Here is a 22045-nt window from a genome sequence, read left to right on the forward strand (position 1 = left end):
GAGCACCTCGTCGTCGCCGTCACCGGTGCGCACGCGGTCGGACCCGTTCCCGGCGACGACCTTCACGTCACCCGGCACCCGGGCGTCCAGCACGTCGCCGAACCTCGACCCCACGACGGTCAGGCGGCGGGCGCCGACGACGCGGTCGCGGCCCTCGCCGATCACCACGCCGACGGCGTCCCCGGGTGCTCCCAGCCGCAGGCGGATCCGCCCGGCCGACTCGTCCCAGGCCACCGTGTTGGGGAAGTTGCCCGTGTCGGCGGCGACGTAGAAGCCGACGTCGAGCAGGTCGTCGCCGGGCCCGCCGCGCAGGGTGTCTCCGGCGATCCCGGGACCACCCTGGTCCTGGAAGAGGCGGTCGCCCTCGCCGTGCAGCCGGTCGTCGCCGGGGCCTCCCCACACCACGTCGGCGCCGCGTCCCGCGCAGACCAGGTCGTCGCCCCGCCCCGCCCGGATCAGGTCGTCCCCACGCAGAGCCACGATCACGTCGCGCCGCGGCGTGCCGACCAACCGGTCCGGCCCGTCGGTCCCGACGATCGTGGCGCGCTTGCCGTGGCAGGTCGGGGGCGCAGCAGCAGAAGCAGGGCCGACCGGCACGAGGACCACGAGGAGGAGGGGCGCGATGAGGGCCGTCGTACGACGGAGTCGGGAGGTGGTCATGTCCATTGAGACGCTGCCCACGACGGATCGGTTCGAGAACTTCTAGGGTTGGGCCATGTTCTCCAAGGTGTTGGTGGCCAACCGCGGTGAGATCGCGATCCGAGCCTTCCGCGCGGCCTACGAGGTCGGCGCGCGGACGGTCGCGGTGTTCCCCCACGAGGACCGCTGGTCCGAGCACCGGCTCAAGGCCGACGAGTCCTACGAGATCGGCGAGCGCGGACACCCGGTGCGGGCCTACCTCGACCCCGACGGCATCGTCGCGGTCGCGGTGAAGGCGGGCGTGGACGCGATCTACCCCGGCTACGGCTTCCTCTCGGAGAACCCCGCGCTGGCCGAGGCCTGCGCCAACGCCGGCATCACCTTTGTGGGTCCGACCGCGGAGGTGCTGACCCTGACGGGCAACAAGGCCCGCGCGATCGCAGCGGCCAAGGCTGCGGGCGTGCCGACGCTGGCCAGCGTCGAGCCGTCGACCGACGTCGACGCGCTGGTCGAGAGCGCCAAGGACATGCCGTTCCCCCTCTTCGTGAAGGCGGTCGCGGGCGGCGGCGGTCGTGGCATGCGACGGGTCGACGACCCGAAGGACCTGCGCGAGGCCGTCGAGACCTGCATGCGCGAGGGCGAGGGCGCCTTCGGCGACCCTACGGTCTTCATCGAGCAGGCCGTGGTCGAGCCGCGTCACATCGAGGTCCAGATCCTCGCCGACGGGGAGGGCAACGTGATCCACCTCTTCGAGCGCGACTGCTCGGTGCAGCGTCGCCACCAGAAGGTCGTCGAGATCGCCCCCGCGCCCAACCTCGACCCCGAGCTGCGCGAGCGCATGTGTGGCGACGCGGTGCGCTTCGCGAAGGAGATCGGCTACCGCAACGCCGGGACCGTGGAGTTCCTCCTCGACCCCGAGGGCAACTACGTCTTCATCGAGATGAACCCGCGCATCCAGGTCGAGCACACCGTGACCGAGGAGGTCACCGACGTCGACCTCGTGCAGTCGCAGCTGCGGATCGCCTCCGGCGAGACCCTCGCCGACCTCGGCCTGAGCCAGGACTCCATCGTGCTGCGCGGCGCCGCCCTCCAGTGCCGCATCACGACCGAGGATCCTGCCAACAACTTCCGCCCCGACACCGGCGTCATCACCACCTACCGCTCCCCCGGCGGTGGCGGCGTCCGCCTCGACGGCGGCACGACGTACACCGGCGCCGAGGTCTCCGCACACTTCGACTCGATGCTCGCCAAGCTCACCTGTCGCGGCCGCACCTTCGAGATGGCCGTGCAGAAGGCGCAGCGGGCCGTCGCGGAGTTCCGCATCCGGGGTGTCTCCACCAACATCGCCTTCCTCCAGGCGGTGCTGGCCGACCCCGACTTCACCTCGGGCCACATCACCACGTCCTTCATCGAGACGCACCCGCAGCTGCTGCAGGCCCGCGCGTCCGGTGACCGCGGCACCAAGCTGCTGACCTACCTCGCCGACGTCACCGTCAACCAGCCCCACGGTCCCGCACCGTCGAGCCTCGACCCGGCGACCAAGCTGCCCGAGGTGTCGCTCGACGTGCCGGCCCCCGACGGCACCCGTCAGCAGCTGCTCGCGCTCGGGCCCGAGGCGTTCGCCCGCCAGCTGCGCGAGCAGAAGAACGTCGCCGTCACCGACACGACCTTCCGTGACGCCCACCAGTCGCTGCTCGCGACCCGCGTGCGCACCAAGGACCTCCTCGCGGTCGCCGGGCACGTCGCCCGCACGACGCCGGAGCTGTGGTCGCTGGAGGCCTGGGGCGGGGCGACGTACGACGTGGCCCTGCGCTTCCTCGCCGAGGACCCGTGGGAGCGCCTCGCGGCGATTCGCCAGGCGGTGCCCAACATCCAGCTGCAGATGCTGCTGCGCGGACGCAACACCGTCGGTTACACGCCCTACCCCACCGACGTCACCAACGCGTTCGTCGCCGAGGCGGCCGCGACCGGCATCGACGTCTTCCGGATCTTCGACGCCCTCAACGACGTCGAGCAGATGCGCCCCGCGATCGAGGCCGTGCGCGAGACCGGCACGACCATCGCCGAGGTCGCGCTCTGCTACACCGGCGACCTGTCGAGCCCGGGCGAGAAGCTCTACACGCTCGACTACTACCTCCAGCTCGCCGAGCGCATCGTCGAGGCCGGCGCGCACGTCCTGTGCATCAAGGACATGGCCGGTCTGCTCCGTGCGCCCGCCGCGCACACGCTCGTGACCGCCCTGCGCAGCGAGTTCGACCTGCCGGTCCACCTGCACACCCACGACACCGCCGGCGGCCAGCTCGGCACGCTGCTGGCCGCCATCGACGCCGGTGTCGACGCCGTGGACGCGGCCACCGCCTCCATGGCCGGCACGACGTCGCAGCCGCCGCTGTCCGCCTTGGTGTCCGCCACCGACCACTCCGAGCGCGAGACCGGGCTCTCGCTGGCTGCGATCAACGCGCTCGAGCCCTACTGGGAGGCGACCCGCCGCGTCTATGCGCCGTTCGAGTCGGGCCTGCCCGGCCCGACCGGCCGCGTCTACCGCCACGAGATCCCCGGCGGCCAGCTCTCCAACCTGCGCCAGCAGGCGATCGCGCTCGGCCTGGGCGAGAAGTTCGAGCAGGTCGAGGACATGTATGCCGCGGCCAACGACATCCTCGGCCGGATCCCCAAGGTCACCCCGTCGTCCAAGGTCGTCGGCGACCTGGCGCTCTCGCTGGTCGGCATCGGCGCCGACCCGGCCGAGTTCGCCGCGGACCCCGCCAAGTTCGACATCCCGGACTCGGTGATCGGCTTCCTCAACGGCGGGCTCGGCGACCCCCCGGGCGGCTGGCCCGAGCCGTTCCGCACCAAGGCCCTCGAGGGCCGCACCTGGACGGCGCCGGCCTCCGAGCTGACCGCCGAGCAGTCGGCCGCCCTGACCGACGCGTCCTCGGCGACCCGTCGTCGCACGCTCAACGAGCTGCTGTTCCCCGGTCCCACCAAGGCGTTCGCCGAGTCGCGTCAGACCTACGGCGACATCTCGGTGCTGCCGACGCTCGACTACCTCTACGGCCTGCGCCGCGGCGAGGAGCACGAGGTGGAGCTCGAGGAGGGCGTCACGCTGCTGCTCGGCCTGCAGGCCATCGGCGAGCCCGACGAGCGCGGCTACCGCAACGTCATGGCCACCATCAACGGCCAGATGCGCCCCATCAGCATCCGCGACACCTCCGTCGCCTCCGAGGTCGCCGTCGCCGAGAAGGCCGACACGTCCAAGCCCGGCCACGTCGCCGCACCCTTCCAGGGAGCCGTCACGATCGCGGTCGCCGAGGGTGACACGGTGAAGGCCGGCGACACCGTGGCGACGATCGAGGCGATGAAGATGGAGGCCTCGATCACCGCCCCCGTCGACGGGACCGTGGAGCGCGTCATGCTCAACGGCACCCAGTCGGTCGAAGGCGGCGACCTGGTGCTCGTGCTCGGCTAGGGACTCAGGCCCGGAGCGCGACGGGCTCCCCGCGGAAGCGCTCGAGGCTGCGGCGTACGGCCTTGGAGTGGGGCCAGGACGCCTGGGCGGTGTGGTCCCACAGGACGAGGGCGGTCTGGGCGACGAGGGCGGGCTCGTGCCCGGCCTCGACGCGCACCTCGGTGGCGACGGTGAAGGACGAGCCACCGACCCGGCTCACCCAGATCCGCACCAGGAAGGGCTGGAACGGCTGGAACCGCATCTCGCGGTGGTAGTCGACGCGCTGCGAGCCGACCAGCTCGACAACGCCGCTCGGCAGGTCGGCGAGCAGCCCCGGCGCGACGGCCGGGTCCGCGGACAGCGGCGCGAACCTCAGGAACTGGATCCGCGCCTCGTCGATCAGCCGGATCGCCTCGACGTTGTCCACGTGACCGCCGAGGTTGACGTCGCGGTAGCGCGCCTGGATCTCGCAGTCGAACACCTCACCCATACGCCCATCGTGGCAGGCCCGGTCGCACCGTCAGCGGCGGGTGACGCGGAAGGTCATCCAGGTCGAACGAAGTCCGAGCACCGAGCGGAGCGTGTCGCCCGAGACCACGACCGAGCCCTTCGAGCCGGTGATGGTGATCGCGGCGATCCGGCCGCCCCACTCCCCGTTGCCGTCGCGCCGGGTGACCTTCAACGCCGTGAGGTCGCCGATCCCCGGCCACGCGCGCTCGAACGCCGTGTCGGCGATGCGCGTCGACCAGGTGTGGACCGGGTTGCCGGCCCACCCGTCGTAGGGGTCCTCGACGGCGGCGAGGTAGGGCACCGAGCCCGCGGAGGTGAAGCCGCCGCTGCTGGAGGCGAACTGCGTGAAGGCCGGCGCCCCGTCGTAGGTCAGGATCACGCCGGCCGTGGCGCGCACGGCCGCGTTGGATGCCGGGTGCTCGGCCGCGACGCCGCCGTAGACCTGGCACGACGTGGTGTCGCAGAGCTCGTAGTGAGCGGCCTTCGGGTGCAGCCGTTCGTACGACGCGTAGGTGCGCGCCGCGACGGCCTGGGCACGCACGGCCTCGGGGCTCCACGAGGCCGGGATCTCCAGGGGCACGACACCCTGGATGTAGGAGTCCATCAGCAGGTCGTTGACGGTGTCGCGGGCGGTCGAGCCGGCGCTCGGGGCCGCCAGGCGCAGCCGACCGCGATAGGGCCGGTCGCCGCTCGGTGTCACCAGCGTGATCGGGTCGCCGCCGGCGTAGAACTCCCCCTGGCCGCGCAGGTCGCGCCAGCGCCGCCAGTGGTCGGTCTTGAAGGAGACCCGGTCGAGCCCGTTGGGAGCGACCGCGATCCGCCAGCGGCTGGCTCCCTTGTCGGGCAGCACCACTGGCGCTCCCCCGGCGGTGTCGCGGACGCTGAGCCGCGGTCGGGCGAGCACCTCGAGGTCGTCGGTGGTGTCGGCGCTGACGAGCACCGTGACGCGACCCTTCGACGTGCCGCGGGACGTGCCGGGGTAGTAGAAGTCGAGGATGCGTCCGTGCTTGAGCCCCTGCCGGGCCGCGCCCTCGGCGCCGTACTGGCTCATCCCGTGACCGTGGCCGTAGCCGTGCCCGGTGATGGTCACCCAGGCCGCGGTCGGCACCGTCCAGGTGTCCGCCGGGCGGGCCTGGCTCGGCGAGGTCGCGAGCGAGGTCGCGACCAGGCCCAGGGCACCGGTCAGCGTCAGGGCAGCGCGGCGGGACAGGCGCACGGACGGGCTCCGATGAGGGACGGGTGGGGCGGGAGGACACACGTGTGAACCCGTGTGACCACCCATCGCACCATGCGTCCCACGGCGCCGCAATCGGTCCGGGATAACTACAGATCTGTAGTTATCGCACGCCTCAGGAGACCCGGATCGTGAACCACGTGGAGTAGAGCCCCAGCAGGAACCTGAAGTCGTCGCCCGAGACGTCGACGCTGCCGTCGGTCCCGGTGAGCGTGACCGTGCCGACCCGCCCGCCCCACTCGCCGTTGCCGTCGCGGTCGCTGGTCTCGATCGAGGTGAGGTCGCCGACCTGCGGCCACTGCGCCTCGAGGCGTGCGTCGGTCGTCGGCACGGTCCAGTCGTGGAAGTCGTTGCCGGCGAACGCGTCGTACTTGTCGGGCTTGGCGGGCAGGTAGGAGAACGCGCCGGCCGACGTCCAGCCACCGCTGCTGGCGTTGAACTGGGCGAAGATCGGCTTGCCCGCCTTGGTCTGCACCTGCCCGCGGGTCGCGTCGACCGCGGCGTTGGTCGAGCGGACCTCGTCGGTGAAGCCCCCGTAGACCTGGCAGGCGTCGGTGTCGCAGAGGTCGTAGTGCCCGCGGTTGGTCGTCGCCCGGTCGAAGGCGGCGTAGGTGCGCGCCGCGACGGCCTGCGCGCGCAGCGCCTGGGGGTGCCAGTACGACGGCACCTCGCGCGCCACGACCCCCTTGAGGTAGGCGTCGAGGCCGAGCACGTTGACGGTGTCGCGGTCGAGCCCGGTGGCGCCGCGGGGCGTGGCCGAGCGCAGGGCACCGCGGTAGGTCCGGCTGCCACCGGGGACGAGCAGCCGCACCGGCTGGCCGCCCGCGGAGACCTCGGCGTCGCCCTTGAGCACCGTCAGACGCTTCCACGAGCCGGCCTTGAAGTCGATCGCGCTGCGCTTGCCCGACAGCGGCGTGATGCGCCATGCCTTGGCCTTCGGCCGCGCCTTCGCCAGGTTGACCGATCGCCCGCCGCCGACGGAGCGAGCCGTCAGGCCGGACCGGGCCGCGACCACGACGTCACGCGAGGTGTCGGCCGTCAGGAGCACGCGGATCGGCCCACCGGCCTTCCCCGAGGACGTGCCCGGGTAGTAGTAGCGCAGGATCTGGCGGTAGCCCAGCCCCTGGGTCGCCGCACGCTGCGCGCCGTACTGGCTCAGTCCGTGGCCGTGCCCGTTGCCGTGCCCCACGACCGTGATCCGCGCGGTGCCCGGCACCTGCCAGGTCGTCGCGGAGGCCGGTGCGGACGGCGCGACGAGGCTCGCGGCGGCGAGTGCTGTGGCGAGCACAGCGGCGGGCAGGGACAGGCGGACCCGAGAGGACGTCATCGCCGCACCCTACAAAACCGGTGTCGGACGGCGCGTGTGGCAGCATCCGGGCATGGGGCTTCTCGGCTGGTTCAAGGAACGCAAGCAGGACAGGCTGTTCGACCTGGAGCTGGCGCGGGTGCAGCGCCGCCTGGTCGACGAGGACGTCACGCTCTTCGGCGAGCAGCTCAGCGACCTGCACGTCGAGACGATGACCACCGAGCTCGACGAGGACATGCGCGCCGACTACCAGAAGGCGTTGGACCTCTACGAGGACGCCAAGGGTCGCTTCAGCCGCGATGCGACCGACGCCGAGCTGGTGGCGGTCGGCAGCCTGCTCGAGGAGGGGCGTTACCGCCGGGCCTGCGTGCTGGCGCGTCGCGACGGCGCCGAGCTGCCCGTGCGACTGCCGCCGTGCTTCTTCAACCCCCAGCACGGCCCGTCCGTGTCGGAGCTGGCCTGGGCTCCCCCGGGCGGCGTCGAGCGCGCCGTGCCGGTGTGTCGCCGCGACCTCAACCGGATGCGCGACAACCTGATGCCCGAGCTGCGGGTCGTGCGGATCGGCAACCACTACGTCCCGTGGTACGCCGCCGGCAGCGCCTACGCGGCACTCGAGGGCAGCGTCGACTCGGCCGCCGTCAAGGAGGGCAAGCGCTCGGCGCAGGCGTCCTACGCGCTCTACGTGGGTCCCGACCACAACGGCCCGGCCGCCGGCGGTGGTTTCGGCATCTTCGGATGAGCACCACCGCCATCGCGCGTGCTCGCTCCCTCCGCGACCCTGCTCTTCCTGGCGATCGACCCCGCCCGGGTCGTCGAGTCGGCGATCAGACCCGGTGCAGCCTCCGCGCGGCCTCGGCGATCGAGCCCGACATCGACGGATAGACGGTGAACGCCTGGGCCAGCTGGTCGGCGGTGAGGGACTCGGCGACCGCGATCGACACCGGGTGGATCAGCTCGGAGGCGCGGGGGCCGACGACGACCCCGCCCACGACGATGCCGGTGCCGGGACGGCACAGCAGCTTCACGAAGCCGTCGCGGACGCCCTGCATCTTGGCGCGCGGGTTGCCCGAGAGGGGCAGCATGACGACCTCGGCGTTCATCTCGCCGGAGTCGACGGCCTGCTGGGTCCAGCCGACGGTGGCGATCTCGGGGGCGGTGAAGACGTTGGAGGAGACCTTCTTGAGGTCCAGCGGGTGCACCGTGTCGCCGAGGAAGTGCCACATCGCGATGCGGCCCTGCATGGCCGCGACCGAGGCGAGCATCAGCACGCCGGTGCAGTCCCCGGCGGCGTAGACCCCGCGCGCCGACGTGCGGGACACGCGGTCGACGTTGACGAAGCCGCCGTCCTTGAGGATGACGCCGGCCTCCTCGAGGCCCATGTCGGCGGTGTTGGGGATCGAGCCGAGCGCGAGGATGCAGTGGGAGCCCTGGATGCTGCGGCCGTCGGTGAGGGTGACGGTGACGACATCGCCGGAGCGCGTCACCGACTCCATGCGCGACTCGGAGAGCAGCTTCATCCCGCGCCGCTTCGAGACCTCCTCGAGCACGTGCGAGGCGTCGGCGTCCTCGCCGGGCAGGACCCGGTCGCGCGAGGAGACGAGGGTGACCGGGATGCCGAGGGCGAGGTAGGCGCTGGCGAACTCAGCGCCGGTGACGCCCGAGCCGACGACGATCAGCTCGGAGGGCACCTCGGTGAGGTCGTAGACCTGCTCCCACGTGAGGATCCGCTCGCCGTCGGGCTGGGCCGTCGGGAGCGTGCGGGGCGCGGCACCGGTCGCGATCAGGATCGCGTCGGCGTCGATGGACTGGTCGCCGACGACGACCCGCCCGGGGCCGTCGAGGCGGCCGTAGCCCTGGACGACCTCGACGTTCTCCTTGGCGAGACGGCGAGCGATGTCGGCCGACTGGTCGGCGGCCAGCTGCTTGACGCGGGTGTTGACCCGGGCGAGGTCGACCGAGATGGTCGTGGCCGCGTCGCCCTGGTGGTCGTGGAAGTTGACCCCCAGCTCGGCCGCTCCCGACACGTCCGTCATGAGCTCGGCCGTGGCGATGAGGGTCTTGCTGGGCACGCAGTCGGTGAGGACCGCCGAGCCACCCAGGCCGTCGGTGTCGACGACCGTCACCTCGGCGCCCAGCTGGGCCGCGACGAGGGCCGACTCGTAGCCACCGGGGCCGCCGCCGATGATGACTACCTTGTTGGACTCCGGTCCGCCGCTCATCTGGTGCTTGCCTCTCGTCAGACTGTGTTCTCGGAGGTCGGTGGGTTTCGACCCGCCCGTCGCGACCTCGTGCCTCGGTCGCGGGGCTTGCTCAACCTTGCGGCCGAACGGCAGCTCGTTCGTGCCTCACGACCTGCCTGGCCGCTAAAAGTTGATCATGTGGCCGGCGATGCCGTGGATGGCTTCCTTGACGGACTCACCGAGCGTCGGGTGGGCGAAGACGTTGCGGGCGACCTCGTCGGCCGTGAGGTCCCAGGTCTGGGCCAGGGTCAGCACCGGCAGCAGCTCGGTCACGTCGGGGCCGATGAGGTGGCCGCCGATGATCTCGTTGTGCTCGGCGTCGGCCACGATCTTGACGAAGCCGACGGTGTCGCCGAGGCCCTGGGCCTTGCCGTTGGCCGAGAAGGGGAACGTCGAGGTCTTGACGTCGTAGCCCTTGTCCTTGGCCTGCGCCTCGGAGTAGCCGAAGGAGGCGATCTGCGGCTGGCAGTAGGTCGCGCGCGGGATCATGTCGAAGTTGATCTCCTGCGTCTCGGCGTCCGCGATGGTCTCCGCGGCGACGATGCCCATGGCCTCGGCCACGTGGGCCAGCATCATCTTGCCGGTGACGTCACCGATGGCCCAGACGCCGTCGACGTTGGTGCGGCCGCGGGCGTCGATGGCGATCGCGCCGCGCTCGGTCATCTCGACGCCGGTCGCCTCGAGGCCGTAGCCCTCGACGCGCGGGGCGAAGCCGAAGGCCGCGAGCATCTTGTCGGCCTCGAGGACCTGCTGGTCGCCGCCGTCGGCGGGGCTGACCGTGACCTTGACGCCGCTGCCGGTGTCCTCGACCTGGTCGACCTTGGTCGAGAGCAGGACCTTCACCCCGAGCTTCTTGTACTGCTTGGCGAGCTCCTTGGAGACGTCGGCGTCCTCGGTCGGGACCATCCGGTCGAGGAACTCCACGATCGTCACGTCGACGCCGAAGTTCTTCATCACGTAGGCGAACTCGACGCCGATCGCGCCGGAGCCACCGATGATGATCGAGCCGGGGAGCTGCTCGTCGAGGATCTGCTCCTCGTAGGTCACGACGTTGTCGGAGACCTTCATCCCGGGGAGCATCCGCACGGTCGCGCCGGTGGCGATGATCAGGTCGTCGCAGGTGTAGGACGTGACGTCACCGTCCTTGCCCTTGACGTCGATCGCCTTCGGACCGGTGAGGGTGCCCCACCCGTCGATCTCGGTGATCTTGTTCTTCTTCATCAGGAAGTGGACGCCCTTGACGATGCCGGCGCTGACCTGGCGCGAGCGCTTGTGCGTCGGGCCGTAGGACATCGTGGCGTCGCCCTCGATGCCGAACTTGGCCTTCTCGTGGGTCAGGAGGTGCGACAGCTCGGCGTTCTTGAGCAGCGCCTTGGAGGGGATGCAGCCGACGTTGAGGCACACCCCGCCCCAGTACTTCTCCTCGACCACGGCGACGGACTTGCCGAGCTGGGCTGCACGGATGGCGGCGACGTAGCCACCAGGGCCAGCACCGAGGACGAGGACATCGAAGTGGGTCACGAAACCAACCCTAGGCCCTGTGACGTTAACCTTCAGCCGTGACCCTGTACGCCGCCTACGGGACGAACCTCGACCCTGCTCGCATGGGAGAGCGCTGCCCGCACTCCCCCCTGCAGACCACCGGCTGGCTCGAGGGCTGGCGACTCACCTTCGGCGGTGAGGAGCACGGCTGGGACGGGTCGCTGTCCACGATCGTCCAGGACCCCTTCGAGCAGGTCTTCGTCGCGGTCTACGACATCACCGAGACCGACGAGTCGCAGCTCGACGGCTGGGAGGCCGCCGACTCGGGGCTCTACCGCAAGACCAAGGTGCGGGTCTCGACGATGAACGGCGAGGTCGTGGTGTGGACCTACGTCCTCGACGCCTACGAGGGCGGCCTGCCCTCGGCGTCCTACCTCGGGGTCCTCTCCGACGCCGCGGAGGCGGCCGGCGCCCCGCACGACTACGTGATGGCGCTCCGACGCCGCGACTGCCGGTCGACGGGACTCTGAGCCACCCGCTCCGAGCACCTAGAGTGCTGCCCGTGATCCCCACGACGCCTGACAGCCCCGACCACTCGCCGTACGACCTGGCGGGCGAGGCCGCAGCCCGGCTCGCCGAGCTCACCGGCGTCGAGCGCCACGACGTCGCGCTCGTGCTCGGCTCGGGCTGGCTGCCCGCCGTCGACGCGCTCGGCGAGGCCACGGCCGAGATCGACACCACCGACCTGCCGGGCTTCTCCGCCGCCGCCGTCGCGGGCCACTCGGGCAAGATCCGCTCGATCCGCGCCGGCGAGCGCAACCTGCTGGTCTTCCTCAGCCGCACCCACTACTACGAGGGCAAGGGCGTCGCCGCGGTGGTGCACGGTGTGCGTACGGCGGCCGCGGCCGGCTGCTCGACCATCGTGCTCACCAACGGCTGCGGCGGTCTCAAGGAGACCTGGACCCCCGGCACCCCGGTGCTGATCAGCGACCACGTCAACCTCACGGGACGCTCCCCCATCGTCGGCGCGACCTTCGTGGACCTGACCGACCTCTACTCCTCGCGGCTGCGCGCGCTGTGCCGGGAGGTCGACCCGACGCTCGACGAGGGCGTCTACGTCCAGTTCCCCGGCCCGCACTACGAGACCCCCGCCGAGATCGCCATGGTCCGCGCGATCGGTGGCGACCTGGTCGGCATGAGCACCACCCTCGAGGCGATCGCCGCCCGCGAGGCCGGGATGGAGGTGCTCGGCATCAGCCTGGTGACCAACCTGGCGGCCGGCATCACCGGCGAGCCCCTCAACCACGAGGAGGTCCTCGCGGCCGGCAAGGCAGCCGCCTCGCGGATGGGCGAGCTCCTGGGCAGGATCGTCCCCACGATCTGATGGCGGCACCGACCGACCAGACCACACCGACGCCCGGCGAGGAGACCCGCCGGCGCCTCGTCGACTCGGGGTTGCGCGAGTTCGCCGAGCGGGGCGTCCACGCGGCGTCGCTGCTCGACATCGGTCGTCGCGCGGGGCAGCGCAACCGTGGCGCCGTGCACTACCACTTCGGCTCGCGCGAGGGCCTGCTCGTGGCGATCATCGAGGAGCAGGTGGCGCTGATCGCCGACCGGGAGCGCGAGCTGCTCGCCGCGGCCCGCACCCGCGCGGACGACGACCTTCCCTCGGTCGTCGAGGCCTTCGTGCGGCCGGCGGTGGAGCTGGCCGACCAGGGCTGGCGGGGCAGCTGCTACCTGGTGATCCTCTGCCAGCTCGTCGAGGACCGGCCGCTCTCGGCCCACCCCGACGTCGTCGAGGCGCTCGAGCGGGCCGGGGGCTACGAGGCCTACCAGCTCCTGGAGCAGCGGATGCCGCCCATGCCCGACCAGGTCCGCGCCGAGCGGATGTCGCTGACCACCTCCTTCATCCTGCGAGCGAGCGCCGACCGGGCTCGCGCAGCGGAGCGCACGGCGGCGACGCGCTCGCCCCTGGCCACGGAGGCGTTCATCGCCAACCTGGTCTCGATGGCGACCGCGATGCTGGCCGCGCCCGTCACCTGAGCGACATCCGCCGCAGCTACCCTTCCGGCGTGACGACTCTCGGCCAACCGACGACGCTCTCCCTCTCCGCCGCGATGCGTGAGGGCTCCATGGCCGAGCACCGCGAGGCGGAGGGCTCGCTCTTCATGACCGAGCTGCTCGACGGTCGGCTCAACCGCGAGGGCTATGCCGCCTACCTGCTGCGCCTGCGCGTCGTCTACGCCGCCCTGGAGACCGCCGTGCGCGAGCGGCTCGACGACCCGGCCGTCGCGGCCGTGCACGACCCGGCGCTCGAGCGCCTCGCCGCGATCGACCGGGACCTGGCCCACTGGCGCCCCGTCGGCTCGCAGCACGTGGACTCCCCCGCCGCGGAGGCCTACCGGGCCCGGCTGGACGCCGCCGGGGAGTGGGGCGGGCTGCTGGTCGCCCACCACTACACCCGCTACCTCGGCGACCTGTCCGGCGGCCAGGCGATCGGTCGGATCCTCGACCGCACCTTCGACCTCGACGGCGCCGGCACCTCGTTCTACGCCTTCCCGGAGATCCCGAAGCCCAAGCCCTACAAGGACGCCTACCGCGAGCGGCTCGACGCCCTCGACCTCTCCCCCGGCGACGTGGAGCGGGTCGTGGGCGAGGTGAAGGTAGCGTTCCGGCTCAACCAGGACCTCTTCACCGAGCTAGGACACGACATCGATGCCTACCGCCGCTGACACTCCGCCCTCCGCGCCCTCCGGGACGCTGTCGTGAGGGTCCTGGTCACCGGCGCTGCCGGCTCGATCGGTCAGGTCCTCGCCGTGGGTCTCGTCGACCGCGGCCACGACGTGGTCGGGCTCGACCGGGTCCCGCAGCCCGAGGGCGGTGTCCTCGCGTGGCACGTCGCCGACTGCGCCGATCCCGACGCCGTGCTCGCGGTCTTCGAGGAGGAGGCCGTCGACGCGGTCGTCCACCTCGCCGGACACCCGGGTGAGGCGTCGCTGCCCGACTCGCTGACCTCCCACGTCGTCACCACGGCCGCGCTGCTCGACGCCTGCGTCGCCCACGGCGTCACCCGCTTCGTCTACGCCGGCTCCAACCACGCCGTGGGGCGCACACCGCGGGCCGAGGCACCCACCGTCGGGATCGACGTACGCCCTCGTCCCGACACGTTCTACGGCGTCGGCAAGGTGGCCGCCGAGGCGGTGATGTCGCTCTACGCCGACCGCTACGGCCTCGACGTGCTGTCGTGCCGGATCGGCTCCTTCCTGCCGCGCCCCGAGACCGTGCGCAACCTCGCCACGTGGTTGTCCCACGACGACTGTGTCCGGATGGTCGAGGCCTGCCTGACCACCCCCGCTCCCGGCTACGCGGTGCTCTACGGCATCTCCGCCAACACCCGCGCCTGGTGGGACCTCGAGCCCGGCCGGGCCCTGGGCTACGAGCCGCTGGACGACGCCGAGGAGTTCGCCGGGTCCGTCGAGGCGCGTGCCGAGGACGAGGCCGAGGGCGCCGCCGTGGGCGGTCCCTTCGCCGGTGAGGCGTTCTACCGTCCCGCCCTGGACCGGTCCACCACCTGACGCCCTTGACCTGGAGCGCACTCCAGGACTGACACTGGGTCCATGCCTCCCGTGCCCGGCCTCACCATCGCCGAAGCGGCCCGCCACACCGGGCTCACCGCCGACACGTTGCGCTACTACGAGCGCGACCAGCTCCTGCTGCGGCCCGTGGGGCGATCCGCCACCGGGCACCGCCGCTACGTGGAGTCAGACCTGCGCTGGATCGAGATGGTGACGCGCCTGCGCTCCACCGGCATGCCGATCCGCGACGTGCGTCGCTATGCCGACCTCGTGCGCTCCGGCGACGGCAACGAGGCCGAGCGTCTCGAGCTGCTGCGCGACCACCGCCGCACGGTGCTCGCCCAGCTCGCCGAGGTGCAGGAGCACCTGGGCGCGATCGACTACAAGATCGGCGTCTACTCCGACGCGGTCGAGCAGCGACTTGACCTGGAGCGCACTCCAGGGCGTTGAGTGGTGCTATGAGCATCCAACGACGCACCCTCGGCACCGCCTCTCCTCTCGACGTCTCCGCCCTCGGCCTCGGCTGCATGGGGATGTCGGAGTTCTACGGCACCGGCGACGAGGCCACCGGCATCGCGACCATCCACCACGCCCTCGACCTCGGCGTGACCTTCCTCGACACCGCCGACATGTATGGCCCCTTCACCAACGAGCGCCTGGTCGGCAAGGCGATCGCCGACCGTCGCGACGAGGTCCAGCTGGCCACCAAGTTCGGCAACGAGCGGGCCGAGGACGGCGCCCGGCTCGGCATCAACGGCCGACCCGACTACGTCCGCTCCGCGTGCGACGCCTCGCTCCAGCGGCTCGGCGTCGACCACATCGACCTCTACTACCAGCACCGCGTCGACCAGTCCGTCCCGATCGAGGAGACGGTCGGGGCGATGAAGGAGCTCGTCGAGGCCGGCAAGGTCAGCCACCTCGGGCTGTCCGAGGCCTCCGCCGACACCATCCGTCGCGCCCACGCGACCCACCCGATCACCGCCCTGCAGACCGAGTGGTCGCTCTTCAGCCGCGACCTGGAGGACCAGATCCTCCCCACCGCCCGCGAGCTCGGCATCGGCCTGGTGCCCTACTCCCCGTTGGGCCGAGGCCTGCTGACCGGTGCGATCACCTCCGAGGACGCGCTCGAGGACGGCGACGCGCGTCGCACGGCCTACTTCCCGCGCTTCCAGGGCGAGGCCCTCGACGCCAACCTGGTCCTGGTGGCCCGCATCCGCGAGCTCGCAGAGGCCAAGGGCTGCACGCCCGGCCAGCTCGCCCTGGCCTGGGTCCTCGCCCAGGGTGACGACGTGGCGCCGATCCCCGGCACCAAGCGCGTGGCCTACCTCGAGGAGAACGTCGGCGCCGCCGCCGTGATGCTCAGCTCCGAGGACCTCGCCGCGCTCGAGTCCGCGGTGCCGCGCGACGCGGTCGCCGGCGCGCGCTACGGCGACATGAGCTCGATCGACTCCTGACGCTACGGTGCGGGGATGACCTCCGACCTCTCCATGCTCCTCGACCGCGCCCGTGCCTGGGCGGCCGAGGACCCCGACGACGTGACCCGTGCCGAGCTCGAGCGGGTCGTCGCCGACGTGGAGGCCGGAGGTGATCCCGGCGACCTGGCCGACCGCTTCGACGGCACCCTGGAGTTCGGCACGGCCGGGCTGCGTGGCGCGCTCGGCGCCGGCCCCAACCGGATGAACCGGGTCGTCGTGCTGCGCGCGGCGGCCGGGCTGGCGGCGTACCTCCGCGCGGAGGGGACCGTCGGGCCCGTGGTCATCGGCTACGACGCCCGACACAACTCCGACGTCTTCGCCCGCGACACCGCCGAGGTCATGACCGGCGCCGGCATGACGGCGTGGCTGATGCCGCGGCCGCTGCCCACGCCCCTGCTCGCCTTTGCGATCCGCGAGCTCGGCTGCGTCGCCGGTGTCATGGTGACGGCCAGCCACAACCCGCCGGAGGACAACGGCTACAAGGTCTACCTCGGCGACGGCAGCCAGATCGTGCCGCCGGCCGACACGGGCATCGCCGACCAGATCGCGGCCGTCGGCGCCGTGGCCGACATCAAGCGCGGCAAGCCCGGGACCGTGCTCACCGAGGAGATCATCGACCGCTACCTCGACACCGTCGCCGACCTCGCGGTCGACGGACCGCGCGACCTCGAGCTCGTCTACACGCCGCTGCACGGCGTCGGCGGCACCTCGGTCGTGCAGGTCCTCGAGGCCGCTGGCTTCGACGCGCCCCGCGTGGTCGAGCAGCAGGAGCAGCCGGACGCCGACTTCCCGACCGTCGCGTTCCCCAACCCCGAGGAGCCGGGCGCGATGGACCTCGCGCTCGAGCTCGCGGCGCGCCACGACGTCGACCTCGTGGTGGCCAACGACCCCGACGCCGACCGGTGCGCGGCGGCGGTCAAGGGGCTGCACGGCTGGCGGATGCTGCGGGGCGACGAGGTCGGCGCGCTGCTGGCCCACCACCTGCTCCGCACCGGCAAGCAGGGCACCTACGCCACCTCGATCGTCTCCTCCTCGCTGCTCGGCAAGATGGCGGCGGCCCACGGCCAGCCCTACGCCGAGACGCTGACCGGCTTCAAGTGGATCGGCCGGGTGCCGGGCCTGGCGTTCGGCTACGAGGAGGCGCTGGGCTACTGCGTCGACCCCGAGCACGTCGCCGACAAGGACGGGGTCTCCGCCCTGCTCCTCCTGTGCGAGATCGCGGCCCATGCCAAGGCCGCCGGGCGGACGCTGCCGGACCTGCTCGACGACATCGCCCTCGAGTTCGGCCTGCACGCCACCGACCAGGTCTCCGCGCGCGTCGAGGACCTGAGCCGGATCACGGACGCGATGGCGCGCCTGCGCAGCACGCCCCCGACGGAGATCGGTGGCCTGGCCGTCGAGCGCGTCGACGACCTGGCGCTGGGATCCCCCGACCTGCCGCCGACCGAGGGTCTGCGCTTCCACCTCGCCGACGGCGGGCGGGTGATCGTGCGCCCGAGCGGCACTGAGCCCAAGATCAAGTGCTACCTCGAGGTCGTCGTGCCCGTCGACCCCGCCGACGGGGTCGAGGCGGCGCGGATCGCGGCCGCTGGTCGTCTCGACGCGATCGGGGCCGGCATCAAGGCTGCTGCGGGGATCTGAGCGCGGGTTAGCGCCTGACCTCGGTGACGTAGCCCCTGGTGGCTCCGCCGTGCGGAGAGTCGGGTGGCGGGAGGTAGCGCGCCCGCACGACGTAGGTGCCCGTCTTCGTCAGACGCGGTCCTCGGTAGCGCTTCTCGCCGCCCGGGTAGCCGAAGGTGCGGGTCCAGCTGAAGCCGCCACCCTTGCGCTTGAACGACAGCGTGATCCTGCCCGTGATGTCGGGGTCGCCCGTGAACGTCCTGACCACGACGGTGACGAGCGGACGCGTCGGGGCAGTCAGCCGCCGGACGCCGTCGAGGTGCATCTCGGCCGGCTCGCACGGGAGCGGGTCAGCGGCTCCGCACGCCCCCCGCATCGCGGGCGCGGCCGCCGCGACGGGTCCGGCGCCGGGCATGAGCAGGACGAGCAGGAGCACGAGTCCGAGAAGACGCTTCATGCAGGCATGAGACCACGGCACCAGCCATGAAGGACGAGTTCCTCAGAAGACGGCGGTGACGACGAGGGCGAGGGACGACGCACCCAGGGCGACGATCTCCGCCCACGCCGGCTGCCGTCGTACGTCGGAGGCGAGGGCGAGCTGCTCGGCGGAGCCCGGCCGGACCCCGCGCAGGGAGCGCGCGTCGTCCATCCGCTGGCGGATGCGCTCCTCCACGAAGTCGGGGTAGTTGACGTTCGTGCGGGCGTCGGACGGCGTGCTGCGCAGCTTGCCGATCGCCCCGCCGATCCCCCCGCCGACGGTGCCGGCGCGGACGAGCTGACGCCGGGACTTGCCCAGGGCCGGGGAGAGGAAGCGCTTGTCCCCGGCGCGGACGACGAGCAGCTGGCGCACCGCCAGCTCCTCGATCGCCGCCAGCGGGATGGTGACCGTCTCGGTCATGTTGCGCAGCTCGAGCTCCTGGCCGACCAGCGAGATGCGGGGCCTCAGCAGCGCCGCCCAGACCAGCACTCCGCCGGCGGCCGCGGCGGCGATCACCCAGTCGGCGACCCCCGCGTCACGGTCCACCAGGCCGACGCCGACCACGAGCGCGGCCAGCGCGAGCCCGATGACCCCCATGACGCGTCCGCTCGTGGGCGTGAACCGCTCGGGCTGTTCCTCGGTCACCGTCGCTCCTGCCTCGCCGGCACCTCCGGGGCGCCTTCCGTCGTTTGTCGCCAGTCTGCCGGTCAACCCTATGCTGGGGGGATGCCTTCATCCCCTTCTGCTGCGCCCGCTCAGGGCCAGGCGTGGGACTTCTCGGACGTCACCCGCTCGAACGACTCGCTGCGTCGCTTCCTGCACGGACTCCCCGGAGTCGACCAGGTCGGAGCCGAGTCCCGCGCCGCCTCGCTGGGCACGCGCTCCATCAAGACCACCGCCAAGGCCTATGCCCTGGACCTCGCGATCCGGATGGTCGACCTGACGACCCTCGAGGGCCAGGACACCCACGGCAAGGTCCGCGCTCTGGCCGCCAAGGCGATGCGACCCGATCCCGCCGACCCGACCTGCCCGGCCACCGCCGCGGTCTGCGTCTACCCCGACATGGTGGGCGTGGCCAAGGAGGTCCTCGGTGACAGCGGCGTCAACGTCGCCGCGGTCGCCACGGCCTTCCCCAGCGGTCGCGCCGCCCTCGACATCAAGCTGGCCGACACCCGCGACGCGGTCGAGGCGGGCGCCGACGAGATCGACATGGTCATCGACCGTGGCGCCTTCCTCTCGGGCCACTACCTCCAGGTCTTCGACGAGATCGTCGCGGTCAAGGAGGCGTGCGGCCCTGCGCACCTGAAGGTGATCTTCGAGACCGGCGAGCTCCAGACCTACGACAACGTACGACGCGCCTCGTGGCTGGCGATGATGGCCGGCGGCCACTTCATCAAGACCTCCACGGGCAAGGTCCAGCCGGCAGCGACCCTGCCGGTGACGATGATCATGCTCGAGGCCGTGCGCGACTTCCGCGAGGCCACCGGCCAGATGGTCGGCGTCAAGCCGGCCGGAGGCATCCGCACCGGCAAGGACGCCATCAAGTACCTCGTGATGGTCAACGAGGTCGCCGGTCCCGACTGGCTCGACCCCGACTGGTTCCGCTTCGGCGCCTCGACGCTGCTCAACGAGCTGTTGATGCAGCGCACCAAGATGACGACCGGGCGCTACTCCGGTCCCGACTACTTCACGGTGGACTGATCAGATGACCTTCGACTACGCCCCCGCCCTCGAGTCGCGCAGCATCGTCGACATCAAGGCCTCCTACGGCCTGTTCGTCAACGGTGAGTTCGTCGACGGCTCCGGCACGTCCTTCAAGACGATCAACCCGGCCACCGAGGAGGTCCTCGCGGAGGTCGCCGAGGCCTCCGACGCCGACGTCGACGCGGCGGTCAAGGCCGCTCGTCGCGCCCACACCCGGGTCTGGTCGCGGATGCCCGGCAAGGAGCGCGCCAAGTACCTCTACCGCATTGCGCGGATCATCCAGGAGCGCGGCCGCGAGCTCGCCGTGCTCGAGACGATCGACAACGGCAAGCCGATCAAGGAGTCGCGCGACGTCGACATCCCAGTCGTCGCGGCCCACTTCTTCTACTACGCGGGCTGGGCCGACAAGCTCGAGCACTCCGGCTACGGCACGCGCTCGCTCGGCGTCGCCGCCCAGGTCATCCCGTGGAACTTCCCGCTGCTGATGCTGGCCTGGAAGATCGCGCCCGCCCTGGCCTGCGGCAACACCGTCGTCCTCAAGCCGGCCGAGACCACGCCGTTGACGGCGCTGCTCTTCGCCGAGATCTGCCAGCAGGCCGACCTGCCGCCGGGCGTCGTCAACATCGTCACCGGCGCCGGCGCGACGGGTCAGGCCCTCGTGGGCCACGCCGACGTCGACAAGGTCGCCTTCACCGGCTCCACCGAGGTCGGCAAGGCCATCGCCCGCGCGGTCGCCGGCACGGACAAGAAGGTGACCCTCGAGCTCGGCGGCAAGGCCGCCAACATCGTCTTCGACGACGCGCCGCTCGACCAGGCCGTCGAGGGCATCGTCGATGGCATCTTCTTCAACCAGGGCCACGTCTGCTGCGCCGGCTCGCGCCTGCTGGTGCAGGAGTCGATCGCCGACGAGCTGCTCACCAAGCTCAAGCGCCGCATGTCGACGCTGCGCGTGGGCGACCCGCTCGACAAGAACACCGACATCGGCGCCATCAACTCCGCCGAGCAGCTGGCCCGCATCCGCGAGCTGTCCGACATCGGCGAGGCCGAGGGCGCCGGTCGCTGGTCCCCCGAGTGCGAGCTGCCCACCACCGGCTTCTGGTTCCCCCCGACGCTGTTCACCGGGGTCACGCAGGCCCACCGCATCGCCCGCGACGAGGTCTTCGGTCCCGTCCTCTCGGTCCTCACGTTCCGCACGCCCAGCGAGGCGGTCGACAAGGCCAACAACACGCCGTACGGCCTCTCGGCGGGGGTCTGGACCGACAAGGGCTCCCGGATCCTGCACATGGCGGGCGCGCTGCGCGCCGGCGTCGTGTGGGCCAACACGTTCAACAAGTTCGACCCCACGAGCCCCTTCGGCGGGTTCAAGGAGTCCGGCTACGGCCGCGAGGGTGGCCGTCACGGCCTCGAGGCCTACCTGAAGGGTGGCGAGTGATGTCGCGCATCGACGTCCGCAAGACCTACAAGCTCTTCATCGGCGGCGCCTTCCCGCGCTCCGAGTCGGGCTACTCCTACAAGGTCCACGACTCGAAGGGGGCCTTCGTGGCCAACGCCGCCCTCGCCTCGCGCAAGGACGCCCGTGACGCCGTCGTCGCCGCCCGCAAGGCGTTCGGCGGCTGGTCCGGCAAGACCGCCTACAACCGCGCGCAGATCCTCTACCGGATCGCGGAGCTCATGGAGGACCGACGTCCCCAGCTCGTGCAGGCGGTGCGCCAGTCCGAGGGCCTGACCGCCGCCCGCGCGGAGAAGGCGCTCGACGACGCCATCGACCGCCTGGTCTGGTATGCCGGGTGGGCCGACAAGCTCACCCAGGTCATCGGCAACGCCAACCCGGTCGCCGGCCCGTTCTTCAACCTGTCGACCCCCGAGCCGACCGGTGTCGTCGCCGTGCTGGCGCCGCAGGAGTCGTCGCTGCTCGGCCTGGTGAGCGTGATCGCGCCGGTCATCGTCACCGGCAACACCGTGGTCGTCGTCTCCTCCTACGACCGCCCGCTGCCGGCCGTGACGTTCGCCGAGGTGCTCGCGACCTCCGACGTGCCCGGCGGGGTCGTCAACATCCTCACCGGATCGGCGGCCACGATCGCGCCCTGGTTGGCCTCGCACATGGACGTCAACGCGATCGAGCTCGTCGGCATCGCCGGCGACACCGAGCTGGCGACCTCCCTCGAGGTGGCCGCGGCCGACAACCTCAAGCGCGTACGCCGTGCCCCGGCCGCCGAGCCCGACTGGTCGGCCGACCCCGGCCTGGACGCCATGACCGCCTTCGTCGAGACGAAGACGGTCTGGCACCCGATGGGCGTCTGACCCGGCCCACCCCACGCCGAGTCGGCGCAATGGCGC

General features: G+C 71.7%; 20 protein-coding genes and 1 pseudogene. 13 read left to right on the forward strand and 8 right to left on the reverse strand.

Going from position 1 to position 22045, the window contains the following annotated elements:
- A pseudogene (locus AAG827_RS18215) lies at positions 1-660 on the reverse strand (hypothetical protein); the annotation flags it as partial.
- A 55-nt stretch (positions 661-715) separates the two neighbouring features.
- Here AAG827_RS18215 and AAG827_RS18220 point away from each other — a divergent pair.
- Complete coding sequence (locus AAG827_RS18220; protein WP_341927639.1) at positions 716-4105, forward strand: pyruvate carboxylase; 3390 nt, start codon at positions 716-718, stop codon at positions 4103-4105.
- Positions 4106-4109: 4 nt separating this feature from the next.
- Here the strand turns inward: AAG827_RS18220 and AAG827_RS18225 are convergent, their stop codons facing one another.
- From AAG827_RS18225 to AAG827_RS18235, 3 genes are all read right to left on the reverse strand, one after another.
- Positions 4110-4574 (reverse strand): acyl-CoA thioesterase, encoded by a 465-nt coding sequence (locus AAG827_RS18225; RefSeq protein ID WP_341927640.1) that lies wholly within the window; start codon positions 4572-4574, stop codon positions 4110-4112.
- Between the two features lie 30 nt (positions 4575-4604).
- Positions 4605-5810, reverse strand: coding sequence for a SpoIID/LytB domain-containing protein (locus tag AAG827_RS18230; protein ID WP_341927641.1), 1206 nt, complete (start codon positions 5808-5810; stop codon positions 4605-4607).
- 133 nt (positions 5811-5943) lie between these two features.
- On the reverse strand, positions 5944-7155 hold the full coding sequence (locus tag AAG827_RS18235) for a SpoIID/LytB domain-containing protein (protein ID WP_341927642.1): 1212 nt from the start codon (positions 7153-7155) through the stop codon (positions 5944-5946).
- 52 nt (positions 7156-7207) lie between these two features.
- Between AAG827_RS18235 and AAG827_RS18240 the strand changes: the two genes are divergently transcribed.
- On the forward strand, positions 7208-7873 hold the full coding sequence (locus AAG827_RS18240) for a hypothetical protein (protein ID WP_341927643.1): 666 nt from the start codon (positions 7208-7210) through the stop codon (positions 7871-7873).
- An 85-nt stretch (positions 7874-7958) separates the two neighbouring features.
- On the opposite strand, the gene AAG827_RS18245 is transcribed toward AAG827_RS18240, so the two are convergent.
- Positions 7959-9353: an NAD(P)H-quinone dehydrogenase gene (locus AAG827_RS18245; protein WP_341927644.1), complete on the reverse strand. Its 1395-nt coding sequence runs from the start codon at positions 9351-9353 to the stop codon at positions 7959-7961.
- Between the two features lie 144 nt (positions 9354-9497).
- Complete coding sequence (gene lpdA, locus AAG827_RS18250) at positions 9498-10895, reverse strand: dihydrolipoyl dehydrogenase (protein WP_341927645.1); 1398 nt, start codon at positions 10893-10895, stop codon at positions 9498-9500.
- A gap of 38 nt (positions 10896-10933) precedes the next feature.
- Here lpdA and AAG827_RS18255 point away from each other — a divergent pair, with 38 nt between their 5' ends.
- From AAG827_RS18255 to AAG827_RS18290, 8 genes are read left to right on the forward strand one after another with little or no spacing between them, the layout of a single operon-like run.
- A complete protein-coding gene (locus AAG827_RS18255) occupies positions 10934-11386 on the forward strand; it encodes a gamma-glutamylcyclotransferase (protein ID WP_091110123.1) in 453 nt (150 codons plus the stop codon).
- A gap of 32 nt (positions 11387-11418) precedes the next feature.
- Positions 11419-12240 (forward strand): purine-nucleoside phosphorylase, encoded by an 822-nt coding sequence (locus tag AAG827_RS18260; protein WP_341927646.1) that lies wholly within the window; start codon positions 11419-11421, stop codon positions 12238-12240.
- Positions 12240-12899, forward strand: a complete 660-nt coding sequence (locus tag AAG827_RS18265) for a TetR family transcriptional regulator (RefSeq protein ID WP_341927647.1) — start codon at positions 12240-12242, stop codon at positions 12897-12899. Before AAG827_RS18260 ends, AAG827_RS18265 begins: the two co-directional genes overlap by 1 nt.
- A gap of 29 nt (positions 12900-12928) precedes the next feature.
- A complete protein-coding gene (locus tag AAG827_RS18270) occupies positions 12929-13588 on the forward strand; it encodes a biliverdin-producing heme oxygenase (protein WP_341927648.1) in 660 nt (219 codons plus the stop codon).
- Positions 13589-13621: 33 nt separating this feature from the next.
- Positions 13622-14431, forward strand: coding sequence for an NAD(P)-dependent oxidoreductase (locus AAG827_RS18275; protein WP_341927649.1), 810 nt, complete (start codon positions 13622-13624; stop codon positions 14429-14431).
- Positions 14432-14473: 42 nt separating this feature from the next.
- On the forward strand, positions 14474-14881 hold the full coding sequence (locus tag AAG827_RS18280; protein WP_341927650.1) for a MerR family transcriptional regulator: 408 nt from the start codon (positions 14474-14476) through the stop codon (positions 14879-14881).
- 8 nt (positions 14882-14889) lie between these two features.
- Positions 14890-15885: an aldo/keto reductase gene (locus tag AAG827_RS18285; protein ID WP_341927651.1), complete on the forward strand. Its 996-nt coding sequence runs from the start codon at positions 14890-14892 to the stop codon at positions 15883-15885.
- A 15-nt stretch (positions 15886-15900) separates the two neighbouring features.
- The gene (locus tag AAG827_RS18290) at positions 15901-17547 is read left to right on the forward strand and encodes a phospho-sugar mutase (protein ID WP_341927652.1); all 1647 of its coding nucleotides are present in this window, start codon (positions 15901-15903) and stop codon (positions 17545-17547) included.
- Positions 17548-17554: 7 nt separating this feature from the next.
- Here AAG827_RS18290 and AAG827_RS18295 read toward each other — a convergent pair whose 3' ends face one another.
- Both AAG827_RS18295 and AAG827_RS18300 read right to left on the reverse strand, forming a co-directional pair.
- Complete coding sequence (locus tag AAG827_RS18295; protein ID WP_341927653.1) at positions 17555-17983, reverse strand: hypothetical protein; 429 nt, start codon at positions 17981-17983, stop codon at positions 17555-17557.
- 42 nt (positions 17984-18025) lie between these two features.
- Positions 18026-18649: a hypothetical protein gene (locus AAG827_RS18300; protein WP_341927654.1), complete on the reverse strand. Its 624-nt coding sequence runs from the start codon at positions 18647-18649 to the stop codon at positions 18026-18028.
- A gap of 81 nt (positions 18650-18730) precedes the next feature.
- On the opposite strand from AAG827_RS18300, the gene deoC reads away from it, so the two are divergent.
- The 3 genes from deoC to AAG827_RS18315 are packed head-to-tail and all read left to right on the forward strand — an operon-like array spanning position 18731 to position 22009.
- Positions 18731-19705, forward strand: coding sequence for a deoxyribose-phosphate aldolase (deoC, locus tag AAG827_RS18305; protein ID WP_341927655.1), 975 nt, complete (start codon positions 18731-18733; stop codon positions 19703-19705).
- Positions 19706-19709: 4 nt separating this feature from the next.
- The gene (locus AAG827_RS18310) at positions 19710-21140 is read left to right on the forward strand and encodes an aldehyde dehydrogenase family protein (protein WP_341927656.1); all 1431 of its coding nucleotides are present in this window, start codon (positions 19710-19712) and stop codon (positions 21138-21140) included.
- Positions 21140-22009 carry an aldehyde dehydrogenase family protein gene (locus tag AAG827_RS18315; protein WP_341927657.1) on the forward strand — a complete coding sequence of 290 codons (870 nt, stop codon included), beginning with the start codon at positions 21140-21142 and terminating at the stop codon, positions 22007-22009. Before AAG827_RS18310 ends, AAG827_RS18315 begins: the two co-directional genes overlap by 1 nt.
- Positions 22010-22045: the final 36 nt, after the last annotated feature.

This window comes from Nocardioides psychrotolerans (assembly GCF_943371775.1).
GTDB classification, from domain to species: domain Bacteria; phylum Actinomycetota; class Actinomycetes; order Propionibacteriales; family Nocardioidaceae; genus Nocardioides; species Nocardioides psychrotolerans_A.

Excerpts from the sequence above, each read along its gene's own strand:
- AAG827_RS18220 (WP_341927639.1), top strand. The coding sequence starts at position 716 with ATGTTCTCCAAGGTGTTGGTGGCCAACCGCGGTGAGATCGCGATCCGA.
- AAG827_RS18225 (WP_341927640.1), bottom strand. The coding sequence starts at position 4,574 with ATGGGTGAGGTGTTCGACTGCGAGATCCAGGCGCGCTACCGCGACGTC.
- AAG827_RS18235 (WP_341927642.1), bottom strand. The coding sequence starts at position 7,155 with ATGACGTCCTCTCGGGTCCGCCTGTCCCTGCCCGCCGCTGTGCTCGCC.
- AAG827_RS18240 (WP_341927643.1), top strand. The coding sequence starts at position 7,208 with ATGGGGCTTCTCGGCTGGTTCAAGGAACGCAAGCAGGACAGGCTGTTC.
- AAG827_RS18245 (WP_341927644.1), bottom strand. The coding sequence starts at position 9,353 with ATGAGCGGCGGACCGGAGTCCAACAAGGTAGTCATCATCGGCGGCGGC.
- AAG827_RS18265 (WP_341927647.1), top strand. The coding sequence starts at position 12,240 with ATGGCGGCACCGACCGACCAGACCACACCGACGCCCGGCGAGGAGACC.
- AAG827_RS18280 (WP_341927650.1), top strand. The coding sequence starts at position 14,474 with ATGCCTCCCGTGCCCGGCCTCACCATCGCCGAAGCGGCCCGCCACACC.
- AAG827_RS18285 (WP_341927651.1), top strand. The coding sequence starts at position 14,890 with ATGAGCATCCAACGACGCACCCTCGGCACCGCCTCTCCTCTCGACGTC.
- AAG827_RS18290 (WP_341927652.1), top strand. The coding sequence starts at position 15,901 with ATGACCTCCGACCTCTCCATGCTCCTCGACCGCGCCCGTGCCTGGGCG.
- AAG827_RS18295 (WP_341927653.1), bottom strand. The coding sequence starts at position 17,983 with ATGAAGCGTCTTCTCGGACTCGTGCTCCTGCTCGTCCTGCTCATGCCC.
- deoC (WP_341927655.1), top strand. The coding sequence starts at position 18,731 with ATGCCTTCATCCCCTTCTGCTGCGCCCGCTCAGGGCCAGGCGTGGGAC.
- AAG827_RS18310 (WP_341927656.1), top strand. The coding sequence starts at position 19,710 with ATGACCTTCGACTACGCCCCCGCCCTCGAGTCGCGCAGCATCGTCGAC.
- AAG827_RS18315 (WP_341927657.1), top strand. The coding sequence starts at position 21,140 with ATGTCGCGCATCGACGTCCGCAAGACCTACAAGCTCTTCATCGGCGGC.